Source organism: Pseudomonas sp. BNK-44-b, from assembly GCF_047456245.1.
GTDB classification, from domain to species: Bacteria; Pseudomonadota; Gammaproteobacteria; order Pseudomonadales; family Pseudomonadaceae; genus Aquipseudomonas; species Aquipseudomonas machongensis.
Map to the genome: position 1 here is coordinate 786,007 of NZ_CP179908.1, position 11,510 is coordinate 797,516.

Here is an 11,510-nt window from a genome sequence, read left to right on the forward strand (position 1 = left end):
CGGTCAGCGCAACATGTCCCGCGCCTCGACCAGTTCCATCAGGTCCAGCTCCTTGCCCTCCGGCAGGCGCAGCAGCTTATAGGCGGGGAGGCTGGTCAAGGGCTGGCCGCGCCCGCGCAGGCTGAGCGAGCGAGCGATCTGGACGATGCCGATGTAGTCGATCTTGTCGGTCTCGCGCTCCAGGTTCTGGACCTGGCTGGGCAGGTTGACGAGTTGCTCTGGAAACTCCCAGGCGCTGAGGATCTTGTCGCCCAGCACCGGTTGAATCTGCTCGATGACATAGTGCAGGCACACGGGGTCGGACAGCAGCTCGTTGTGCTCTTCGGCGTAGATCAGCACCGGCAGGGCGCCGATCTGGTGCACGAGCCCACCCAGGGTGGCCTGATCGGGTTTGAGGTGGGTGTAGCGCCTGCATATTTCGTAACTGATGCCCGCTACTTCCAGGCTGTTTTCCCAGATATCGCGCAACTTGTGCTCCACCGCCGCCGAGCGGGCATGGAAGATCTGTTCGATCACCAGGCCGATGGCCAGGTTGCAGCTGTAGTTGACGCCCAGGCGCGTGATCGCGGTGTGCAGGTCGGTGACCTCCACCAGTGCGCGCAGCAGCGGGCTGTTGACCACCTTGATCAGGCGCGCCGAGAGCGCGGCATCGCGACCGATCACGCGGCTCAAGGCGGCCACGCTGATTTCGCTGTCTTCGGCGGCTTCGCGGATGCTCAGGGCAACCTCTGGCAGCGTGGGCAGGACCAGGTCGTCGTTGTCGATGGCAGCGAGCAACTGCGCTTGAACCATCTCGGCCAGCTTGTTCATGGACTTCTCTACCGCAGTGGTGGGGCTGCCCCGCCGCAGCGGCGGGGCGGGCTGGTCAGCGCTGGATTTCCCGGTCGCGGTCCAGTTCGTAAGGCAGGTCCAGCAGGGTCAGGCGTGGCCCTTCGAGGCTGCCCAGGTGCAGGTTGTCATCTTCCACCGAGTCGGCGCTGAGCACTGCCAGCAGTTCGACACCTTGCTCGGCGGGTGCCGCGATGACTACCTCGCCGACAGACGAACCGTGGGTGGGCGAGAAGATTTCTGCGCCTGGTGCGGGCGCTTCGTCCACGGGCAGCGAGAGGCGATACTGGCGACGCTTGAGCTTGCCCAGGTATTGCATGCGCGCGACGATTTCCTGGCCGGTATAGCAGCCCTTCTTGAAGCTCACGCCGTCGACGGCCTGCAGGTTGATCATCTGCGGGATGAACAGTTCACGGGTCGGGCCCATGACCTGGCCGATGCCGGCGCGGATCTGGCCCAGCAGCCAGGCATCCAGGGTGCCCTCGGGCAGCGCGGCGGCGAGGGTCTCGCGCACGTTGGCGGCCTGTTCGGAGGGAACCCATAGCTCGACGCGAGCGGGCGAGACGGCGATGGCCAAAAGCCCTTCATGGCGCACGGTGGCGCCGGCTGCCTGCGGTGTTTCAAGCCCCAGCGCCTGCAGCGCGGCATCGCCCTGCTGCAAGCCGAAGCGCACCCAGGCGGCGCTTTCGTCGGTCAGCGTGGCCTTCGAAAAGACCGCATACTTCTTCAGGTCCGCCAGTTGCGCCTCGAGCAGTTCGCTGGCCATGGCAAGTAGGTAGCCATTGCCCTCGGGCAGGATGCGGAAACTGGATTGCATGCGGCCTTTGACCATGCAGCGCGCGCCGAGACTGGCGTGCTGCAGATTCAGATAGTCGAGGTTGCAGGTCAGCTGGCCTTGCAGGAATTTTCCGGCGTCGGAGCCGCGGACAGCGAGGATGCCCTCGTGGGACAGGGGACAGAAGAAAGCGGAGTCGGCCATGGGTCATCGCGGTAGCTATAAAGACTGGCGGCCATCATAGAACGCCAGTAACAAAATAGGTAGGTGACTAGACCAATGCCTCGTGCCGCTGCGGTTGCAGCGCGGTATACTGCGCGACCATTCGAGGAGGGCCCCATGGTCGAACAAACTGAACTCAACCGGCTTTTCTGGCACAGCCGCCGCGGCATGCTGGAGCTGGACGTGCTGCTCGTCCCCTTCACTCAAGAGGTCTACCCGAACCTGAGCGAAGCGGATCGCGAACTGTACCGCCGCCTGTTGACCTGCGAGGACCAGGACATGTTCGGCTGGTTCATGGAGCGTAACGAATCCGAAGACCCTGAGCTGCAGCGCATGGTCCGCATCATCCTGGACCGTGTCCAGCCCAAGTGAGTGCTTCGAGTGCCGTTGGCAAGGCTCGCGCCTGCTGCTGACGGCCTATCTTTGCGGGCAGGCGCTGGCGCTCGCCACCCTGTGGTTAGTCGAGTTGCCCTGGTGGTTGGCAGCTTGTGCACTGATTGGCTGCCTCGCCCATGCCTGCTGGGTGATTCCCCGCCGTATCCTTCTGACTCACCCCGATGCCGTGACTGGCTTGCGCCGTGATGCGCGTGGCTGGCAGGCGTTCAGCCGTGCCTGTGGCTGGGAGCGGATAAGGTTGTGTCGTGACAGCGTCGCGCTGCCGGGGATAGTGGTGTTGCGCTTCATGCGCGAGGGGCGGTGGGTTGCCCAGAGTCAGTGCATTCCAAGGGATGCGCTGACGGCGGATGAGCACCGACGGCTGCGTGTGCGCTTGAAGTTCAGCCGGCGCCGGTGGGTGATGGCGCCAGAGTGAGGTGAGAACTGCCGACCTCCTCGCGGGCAAGTCGCCAAAGGCGAAGAGGTCGGCGCCAGGCTCAGGTCGGGCTGAGTACCGTATCCCTGGCCTCATCCAGCATCCCCGGATAATCCAGGGTGTAGTGCAGTCCACGGCTTTCCTTGCGCTGCATCGCCGAGCGAATCATCAGCTCGGCCACCTGCGCCAGGTTGCGCAACTCGATCAGGTCGCGGCTGACCTTGTAGTTGCTGTAGAACTCGTCGATTTCGTCGAGCAGCAGACGCACCCGGTGCTCGGCGCGCTGCAGGCGCTTGCTGGTGCGCACGATGCCCACGTAGTCCCACATGAATCGCCGCAGTTCGTCCCAGTTGTGCGCGATGATCACGTCCTCATCCGAATCGGTGACCTGGCTGGCATCCCAACAAGGCAGGGCTTGTGGCCTGCTGACTTCGTCCAGGTGCGCCTCGATGTCCGCTGCCGCCGCACGCCCGTAGACGAAGCACTCCAGCAGCGAGTTGCTGGCCATGCGGTTGGCGCCGTGCAGGCCAGTGAAACTGGTTTCGCCGATGGCGTACAGGCCCGGCACGTCGGTGTGCCCGCGCTCATCGACCATCACGCCGCCGCACGTGTAGTGGGCTGCGGGTACCACGGGGATTGGCTGTCGCGTGATGTCGATGCCGAAGGTCAGGCAGCGTTCGTAGACCGTGGGGAAGTGGCTCTTGATGAACTCGACAGGTTTGTGGGTGATATCCAGGTACACGCAGTCCACGCCCAGGCGTTTCATTTCGTGGTCGATGGCGCGGGCGACGATATCCCGTGGCGCCAACTCTTCACGTGGGTCGAAGCGCGGCATGAAACGCTCGCCGTTAGGCAGGCGCAGCAGTGCGCCTTCGCCGCGCAGGGCCTCGGTGATCAGGAAACTCTTGGCTTGCGGGTGGTACAGGCAGGTGGGGTGGAACTGGTTGAACTCAAGATTCGCCACCCGACAGCCAGCGCGCCAGGCCATGGCAATGCCATCACCGCAGGCGCCATCGGGGTTGCTGGTGTAGAGATAGACCTTGGCTGCACCGCCTGTCGCCAATACCGTGAAGCGTGCGCCGAAGGTGTCTACCTCGCCGCTGTTGCGGTCGAGCACGTAGGCGCCCAGGCAGCGGTCGCCGGGCAGGCCCAGGCGCCGCTCGGTGATCAGGTCCACGGCCACACGCTGTTCGAGCAGGTCGATGTTCGGGCGCTGGCGGGCCTGTTCCAGAAGCGTGGTGAAGATCGCGGCGCCCGTGGCATCGGCGGCATGGATGATGCGGCGGTGGCTGTGACCGCCTTCACGGGTGAGGTGGAACTCGAAGCCGCCGTCGTCGACGCCGTGGTGTTCGTCGCGCGTGAAGGGCACGCCCTGCTCGATCAGCCACTCGATGGCTTCGCGGCTGTGCTCGACGGTGAAGCGCACGGCGTCTTCATGGCACAGGCCTGCGCCTGCATTGAGCGTGTCCTCGACGTGCGACTGCACCGTGTCGGTGTCGTCCAGTACTGCGGCGACACCGCCCTGGGCCCAGAAGGTAGAGCCATTGGCGAGGTCGCCCTTGCTCAGTACGGCAACGCGCAGGTGGCTGGGAAGGTTCAGTGCCAGGCTGAGACCGGCGGCGCCACTGCCGATCACCAGGACATCATGTTGGAATTGTTGGCTCATGTCGGGACACTAGTAACTAGGGAAGGGGAGCGGCACAATAGGCATGCGTATATGGCATTGTGAAACTATTGGAAAAGTGCCGGGATGCCTTTATAGCAGCCCCCGGCGTCGGATTTCCAATGGCGGTTGCGCAGGCGCGGCGACTTTGTGGGAACTTTCCAGCACCCCTGCAAATCTCAAGAAGGCTGCCCGTCTGCCACGATTGCCGAGGCGATGCAGGACAGCAGCTCTACCCGGGCTGAAACCTGTGTATTCGAAACACCGATTATCGACGCAGCCGGCTGCGACCGCGCTGTGTCTTTTTCGTGCGAGCCGACCAGAGGCCGCAGGAAACTTGCTTGGAGGGGAGAACTTTTGCGCAAAGCCCGAGTCTATGGTTGCAAGCCTGAACGATGGCTGTCGCAACGCTCCTTTGAGTTCACTGAGGAGTGTTCATGCTAACCCAGGAAGAGGATCAGCAGCTTGTCGAGCGCGTGCAGCGCGGTGACAGGCGAGCGTTCGATCTGTTGGTGCTGAAGTATCAGCACAAGATTCTCGGGTTGATCGTGCGTTTTGTACACGACACCCATGAAGCGCAGGACGTGGCACAGGAAGCGTTCATCAAGGCCTATCGTGCGCTTGGCAACTTCCGCGGTGACAGTGCGTTCTACACGTGGCTGTACCGCATCGCCATCAACACGGCGAAGAATTACCTGGTGTCCCGTGGAAGACGGCCGCCAGACAGCGATGTGAGCTCCGAGGATGCGGAGTTCTATGACGGCGATCATGGTCTCAAGGATCTCGAGTCCCCAGAGCGCTCGTTGTTGCGGGATGAAATCGAAGGCACTGTCCATCGCACCATCCAGCAACTGCCCGAAGACCTGCGCACGGCATTGACCCTGCGCGAGTTCGACGGACTGAGTTACGAAGACATTGCGAGTGTCATGCAATGTCCGGTGGGTACCGTGCGCTCTCGAATCTTCCGCGCTCGGGAGGCCATAGACAAAGCCCTGCAACCCTTGTTGCAGGAAACCTGAGACAGCGGCGACAGCCAAGAGAGGAACCGCCATGAGTCGTGAAGCTTTGCAGGAATCGCTGTCCGCGGTAATGGATAACGAAGCGGACGAACTGGAATTACGTCGCGTGCTGAACGCGGTCGATGATGCCGATACCCGTGCCACCTGGTCGCGTTACCAGGTCGCTCGCGCAGCCATGCACAAGGAACTGCTGCTGCCCAAGCTCGACATCGCCTCGGCCGTTTCGGCTGCGCTGGCCGATGAAGCCGTACCGGTCAAGGCCAAGCGTGGCCCGTGGCGCAGCATTGGCCGCCTGGCCGTTGCCGCCTCGGTGACCGTCGCTGTGCTGGCAGGTGTACGCCTGTACAACCAGGACGAGATCAACGGTGCGCAACTCGCTTCGCAGCAACCTGTGCAGCAGGGCATCACCGTGCCACAGGCTCAGGGCCCAGCCGTTCTGGCAGGCTACAGTGAAAGCAGTGAGCAACCGACCGGTCCGATGGCCAACGGTGTGCTGCAGAATCAGGCTGGCTGGGATCAGCGTCTGCCCGGTTATCTGCGCCAGCACGCTCAGGAGTCTGCGCTGAAGGGCACCGAAACCGCTCTGCCTTATGCCCGCGCCGCCAGCCTGGAAAATCGCTAAGTAAGGAGGCTCATGCGCGCGCTACCTCTTCTGTCGCTGCTGCTCGGCAGTTGCATGACGGTGCCGGTATTGGCGGCCAACTCTTCGCCCGAGGCGAGCGAGTGGCTTAACAAGCTGGCACAGGCCGAGCAAGGGCAGAGTTACCAGGGTTCTTTCGTCTACGAACGTAACGGCAGTTTTTCTTCCCACGATATCTGGCATCGAGTCCAGGACGGCAAGGTCAGCGAGCGGCTGTTGCAGCTTGATGGCGCCGCCCAGGAAATCGTGCGGATCAATGGCAAGGTGCAGTGCGTCAGTGGTTCCCTGGTCAGCGGGTTCGGTACACCGCCCGATTCCGCCCCGCGTTTACTCGATCCTTTGAAGCTGATGAGCTGGTACGACCTGGGTGTGGCTGGCAAGGCCCGAATCGCCGGGCGCGACGCGGTGATCGTCACGCTCACGCCACGCGACCAGCACCGCTACGCCTTTGAGCTTCACCTGGATCGCCAGACCGGCCTGCCGCTGCGTTCGTTGATGCTGAACGACAAGGGGCAGTTGCTCGAGCGCTTCCAGATGACCCGCCTGGACACCGATGATGTGCCGACCGATCGCGACCTGCAGGCCAGTGCCGCGTGCAAGCCGGTGGAACGTCTTGCGGCGAGCAAGTCCGAAACAGTCGCTGGCTGGCGTTCCGATTGGCTGCCGCCAGGCTTCGAATTGGTCAATAGTGCCGTGCGCCGTGATCCGGAACGCAACAGTACCGTCAGTAGCCTGATGTACGACGATGGGCTGGCGCGTTTTTCGGTCTTTCTCGAGCCGATCAAGGAAGACGCCGGTACCGATACCCGTGCGCAACTGGGGCCGACTGTCGCTGTTTCGCGGCATCTGAACACGCCCAAGGGCAAGGTCATGGTGACCGTGGTTGGAGAGATTCCGCTGGGCACTGCCGAGCGCGTTGCGCTGTCGATGCGCGCCCAGGATGCCCAGGCACGGCAATGACCGTCGCAGACCCTTCCTACAAGCTGCCAGGCATGCAGCTGACATGAAATTAAAGCATTGTCATTTGCAATCAACTGGTAAATTTCCTATAGGTCAGACTCCCTGGAGTCTGGCCTTTCCTGCATTTGCAGGGGCCCTTCTGCTAACTACGCTCGTTGTGACGGGAGCCGTATGTCAATACCACGCTTGAAAACCTACCTATCGATGTTCGCCGCCGTGCTGATGCTCGGCCAGGTGCTCACCGCCCAGGCCGAAGAAGCCCTGCCGGATTTCACCACCCTGGTCGAGCAGGCCTCGCCGGCAGTGGTCAACATCAGTACCAAGCAAAAGCTGCCGGACCGTCGCGTGGCCGCTGGGCAGATGCCCGATCTGGAAGGCCTGCCGCCGATGTTCCGCGAGTTTTTCGAGCGCAACATGCCGCAGCAGCCGCGTTCCCCGCGCGGTGGCGACCGCCAGCGTGAAGCGCAGTCCTTGGGCTCGGGCTTCATCATCTCCAGTGATGGTTATGTCCTGACCAACAACCATGTAGTTGCCGACGCCGACGAAATCATCGTCCGCCTGTCCGACCGCAGTGAGTTGCAGGCCAAGCTGGTCGGCACCGACCCGCGCACCGACGTGGCACTGCTCAAGGTCGATGGCAAGAATCTGCCGACCGTCAAACTGGGCGATTCCGAGAAGCTGAAGGTCGGTGAGTGGGTGCTGGCCATTGGCTCGCCATTCGGCTTCGATCATTCGGTGACCAAAGGTATCGTCAGCGCCAAGGGGCGCACCTTGCCCAACGACACCTATGTGCCGTTCATCCAGACCGACGTCGCGATCAACCCGGGTAACTCCGGCGGCCCGCTGTTCAACATGAAGGGCGAGGTCGTAGGTATCAACTCGCAGATCTTCACCCGCTCCGGCGGTTTCATGGGCCTGTCGTTCGCCATCCCGATCGACGTGGCGATCGATGTCTCGAACCAGTTGAAGAAAGACGGCAAGGTCAGTCGCGGCTGGCTCGGCGTGGTGATCCAGGAAGTGAACAAGGACCTGGCTGAATCCTTCGGGCTCGACAAGCCTGCCGGCGCCCTGGTGGCCCAGGTGCTGGAAAACGGTCCTGCGGCCAAGGGCGGCCTGCAGGTCGGTGACGTGATCCTGAGCATGAACGGCCAGCCGATCATCATGTCCGCAGACCTGCCACACCTGGTCGGCGGTCTCAAGGATGGCCAGAAAGCCAAGCTCGAAATCATTCGCGAAGGCAAGCGTCAGACCCTGGACATCACTGTCGGCGCACTCCCTGAAGACGATGCCGACATTGGCACCGGTGGTCAGGCCGGCGTGGAGCGCAACAGCAACCGCCTGGGCGTCTCCGTCGCCGACCTCAGCGACGAGCAGAAGAAGTCGCTCGAGCTCAAGGGCGGCGTGGTCATCAAGGAGGTTCAGGATGGCCCGGCTGCCCTGATTGGCCTGCGTCCGGGCGACGTTATCAGCCATCTGAACAACCAGGCGATCAGCTCGGCCAAGCAATTTACCGAGATCGCCAAGGACCTGCCGAAGAATCGTTCGGTATCGATGCGTGTGCTGCGACAAGGGCGCGCCAGCTTCATCACCTTCAAGTTGGCTGAATAGGCTGAATGAAGGGTAGGAAAGGGCAGCTTCGGCTGCCCTTTTTTATGAGCGTGTCATGATTTTCTGTGGGAACATCAGCGAGCCGAGCAAATTCATGTCGCATTTGCAGGTGTGCGTGGCGATAGAGGAATCTCCCATATCCCTCCGGCTTGAGGTACAATTCCCGGCTATTTTTCCGCGGGCGTCCGGCTCGCAGCCTTTTCGAGTGTTGACCCGTGAGTGATTTGAGTCATATCCGCAATTTCTCCATCATCGCCCACATCGACCATGGCAAGTCGACGCTGGCCGACCGTTTCATCCAGATGTGCGGTGGCCTGACGGCGCGCGAAATGGAAGCCCAGGTCCTCGACTCCATGGACCTCGAGCGTGAACGCGGTATCACCATCAAGGCCCACAGCGTCACCCTGCATTACAAGGCGCAGGACGGCAAAACCTACCAGTTGAACTTCATCGACACCCCCGGCCACGTCGACTTCACCTATGAAGTCTCGCGCTCGCTGGCGGCGTGCGAGGGCGCGTTGCTGGTGGTCGATGCCGGCCAGGGCGTCGAGGCGCAATCGGTCGCCAACTGCTACACCGCCATCGAGCAGGGCCTCGAGGTCATGCCGGTACTGAACAAGATGGACCTGCCCCAGGCCGATCCGGACCGCGTCAAGGACGAGATCGAGAAGATCATCGGCATCGACGCCACCGACGCCGTGGCCTGCAGTGCCAAGAGCGGCATGGGCGTGGACGAGGTGCTCGAGCGCCTGGTACAGACCATCCCCGCGCCGGAAGGCGAGATCGACGCGCCCTTGCAGGCGCTGATCATCGACTCCTGGTTCGACAACTACCTGGGCGTCGTATCGCTGGTACGCGTGCGCCAGGGTCGGGTCAAGAAGGGCGACAAGATCCTGGTCAAGTCCACCGGCAAGGTGCACCTGGTCGACAGCGTCGGCGTCTTCACCCCGAAACACACTGCCACCGCCGATCTCAAGGCCGGTGAAGTGGGCTTCATCATCGCCAGCATCAAGGACATTCATGGCGCGCCGGTCGGCGACACCCTGACGCTGTCCTCGACCCCTGAGGTCGAAGTGCTGCCAGGCTTCAAGAAGATCCAGCCGCAGGTGTACGCCGGCCTGTTCCCGGTCAGTTCCGACGATTTCGAGGACTTCCGCGACGCCCTGCAGAAGCTGACGCTCAACGACTCGTCGCTGCAGTACATGCCGGAAAGCTCCGATGCACTGGGCTTCGGCTTCCGTTGCGGCTTCCTCGGCATGCTGCACATGGAGATCATCCAGGAGCGCCTGGAGCGCGAATACGACCTGGACCTGATCACCACGGCACCAAGCGTGATCTACGAGCTGGAGCTCAAGACCGGCGAAACCATCGTCGTCGACAACCCGTCGAAGCTGCCGGATGTCTCGGCGGTCGCCGATTTCCGCGAGCCGATCGTCACCGCGACCATCCTCGTGCCGCAGGAGCACCTGGGCAACGTCATCACCCTGTGCATCGAGAAGCGTGGCGTTCAGCGTGACATGCAGTTCCTCGGCAGCCAGGTGCAGGTGCGCTACGACATGCCGATGAACGAAGTGGTGCTGGACTTCTTCGACCGTCTCAAATCCACCAGCCGCGGCTACGCCTCGCTGGACTATCATTTCGATCGCTACCAGTCGGCCAACTTGGTCAAACTGGATGTGCTGATCAACGGCGACAAGGTCGATGCCCTGGCATTGATCGTGCATCGTGACAACGCGGCCTACAAAGGTCGTGCGTTGACCGAGAAGATGAAGGAACTGATTCCTCGGCAGATGTTCGACGTGGCGATCCAGGCAGCTATCGGCGGCCAGATCATTGCGCGGACCACTGTCAAGGCGCTCAGAAAGAACGTACTGGCTAAGTGCTATGGCGGTGACGTCAGCCGTAAGAAGAAACTGCTGGAGAAGCAGAAGGCCGGTAAGAAACGCATGAAGCAGGTGGGCAACGTGGAGATCCCACAGGAAGCCTTCCTCGCTGTGCTCAGGTTGGATAGCTAGGTCCTATGTCGCTAAATTTCCCGCTGTTGCTAGTCATCGCCGTTGCTGTCTGCGGTCTGTTGGGTCTGATCGATCTGCTGTTCCTGGCCCCGCGCCGGCGAGCGGCGATCGCCAACTACCAGGGTAGCGTCAGCCAGCCCGAAGTTGCGGTGGTCGAACGCCTGAACAAGGAGCCGTTGCTGGTCGAATACGGCAAGTCGTTCTTCCCGGTGTTGTTCATCGTGCTGGTGCTGCGCTCGTTCCTGGTCGAACCCTTCCAGATCCCGTCGGGATCCATGAAGCCGACCCTGGAAGTGGGCGACTTCATCCTGGTGAACAAGTTCTCCTACGGCATCCGCCTGCCGGTGATCGACAAGAAGGTCATCGAGGTCGGTGACCCGCAGCGCGGGGACGTCATGGTGTTCCGCTATCCGAGCGACCCGAACGTCAACTACATCAAGCGTGTGGTTGGCCTGCCGGGCGACCGGATCCGCTACACCAACGAGAAGCACCTGTACGTCAACGACCAACTGGTCGCCGAACAACTGGTGGGCACCGAAGCCGGATCGTTGGGCAGTGCCGAGCTGTACAAGGAGAAGCTGGGCGAAGCCGAGCACCTGATCCGCAAGGAGATGAGCCGCTACCGCATGCCGCCTGACCAGCAGTGGACCGTGCCTGCCGGGCATTACTTCATGATGGGCGACAACCGCGACAACTCCAACGACAGCCGCTACTGGGACGATCCGAGCATCCCGCGCGAGCTGCAGGGCATGGTCCCGGACCGCAACATCGTCGGCAAGGCCTTCGCAGTCTGGATGAGCTGGCCCGAGCCCAAGCTCAGCCACTTCCCCAACCTGTCGCGGGTCGGCCTGATCCATTGATACCTCTCGGCGCTGTCAACAGACAGCGCCGAATGCATTTCTGACATAGGCTGTGTTCTCAGGGATGGGTAAATTCGCCGCTGCACGACGGCGTGACACAGCCAAACAG

At 62.1% G+C, this 11,510-nt stretch carries 11 protein-coding genes; 8 read left to right on the forward strand and 3 right to left on the reverse strand.

Annotated features, from left to right (window positions below; all coding sequences use genetic code 11):
* Positions 1-3: 3 nt before the first annotated feature.
* Together ACMGGG_RS03830 and ACMGGG_RS03835 are read right to left on the reverse strand one after the other, a co-directional pair.
* Entirely contained in the window at positions 4-810 is an 807-nt protein-coding gene (locus ACMGGG_RS03830; RefSeq protein ID WP_054891843.1) for an HDOD domain-containing protein, read from the reverse strand.
* Positions 811-865: 55 nt separating this feature from the next.
* Complete coding sequence (locus ACMGGG_RS03835) at positions 866-1,807, reverse strand: YgfZ/GcvT domain-containing protein (protein ID WP_063543374.1); 942 nt, start codon at positions 1,805-1,807, stop codon at positions 866-868.
* A gap of 135 nt (positions 1,808-1,942) precedes the next feature.
* Here ACMGGG_RS03835 and ACMGGG_RS03840 point away from each other — a divergent pair, with 135 nt between their 5' ends.
* Both ACMGGG_RS03840 and ACMGGG_RS03845 read left to right on the forward strand, forming a co-directional pair.
* Positions 1,943-2,197 (forward strand): succinate dehydrogenase assembly factor 2, encoded by a 255-nt coding sequence (locus ACMGGG_RS03840; RefSeq protein WP_054891841.1) that lies wholly within the window; start codon positions 1,943-1,945, stop codon positions 2,195-2,197.
* Entirely contained in the window at positions 2,181-2,636 is a 456-nt protein-coding gene (locus ACMGGG_RS03845; RefSeq protein ID WP_081255208.1) for a protein YgfX, read from the forward strand. Before ACMGGG_RS03840 ends, ACMGGG_RS03845 begins: the two co-directional genes overlap by 17 nt.
* A 61-nt stretch (positions 2,637-2,697) precedes the next feature.
* Here the strand turns inward: ACMGGG_RS03845 and nadB are convergent, their stop codons facing one another.
* Complete coding sequence (gene nadB, locus ACMGGG_RS03850) at positions 2,698-4,302, reverse strand: L-aspartate oxidase (protein WP_197893204.1); 1,605 nt, start codon at positions 4,300-4,302, stop codon at positions 2,698-2,700.
* A 434-nt stretch (positions 4,303-4,736) separates the two neighbouring features.
* Between nadB and rpoE the strand changes: the two genes are divergently transcribed.
* From rpoE to lepB, 6 genes are all read left to right on the forward strand, one after another.
* The gene (rpoE, locus tag ACMGGG_RS03855; protein ID WP_003252049.1) at positions 4,737-5,318 is read left to right on the forward strand and encodes an RNA polymerase sigma factor RpoE; all 582 of its coding nucleotides are present in this window, start codon (positions 4,737-4,739) and stop codon (positions 5,316-5,318) included.
* Between the two features lie 31 nt (positions 5,319-5,349).
* Positions 5,350-5,940: a sigma-E factor negative regulatory protein gene (locus ACMGGG_RS03860; protein WP_054891839.1), complete on the forward strand. Its 591-nt coding sequence runs from the start codon at positions 5,350-5,352 to the stop codon at positions 5,938-5,940.
* A 12-nt stretch (positions 5,941-5,952) separates the two neighbouring features.
* A complete protein-coding gene (locus tag ACMGGG_RS03865; RefSeq protein WP_414154898.1) occupies positions 5,953-6,918 on the forward strand; it encodes a MucB/RseB C-terminal domain-containing protein in 966 nt (321 codons plus the stop codon).
* Between the two features lie 204 nt (positions 6,919-7,122).
* Entirely contained in the window at positions 7,123-8,526 is a 1,404-nt protein-coding gene (locus tag ACMGGG_RS03870) for a DegQ family serine endoprotease (RefSeq protein WP_371264425.1), read from the forward strand.
* Between the two features lie 215 nt (positions 8,527-8,741).
* Positions 8,742-10,541, forward strand: a complete 1,800-nt coding sequence (lepA, locus tag ACMGGG_RS03875; protein ID WP_054891836.1) for a translation elongation factor 4 — start codon at positions 8,742-8,744, stop codon at positions 10,539-10,541.
* Positions 10,542-10,546: 5 nt separating this feature from the next.
* Positions 10,547-11,401, forward strand: a complete 855-nt coding sequence (gene lepB, locus ACMGGG_RS03880) for a signal peptidase I (protein ID WP_054891835.1) — start codon at positions 10,547-10,549, stop codon at positions 11,399-11,401.
* Positions 11,402-11,510: the final 109 nt, after the last annotated feature.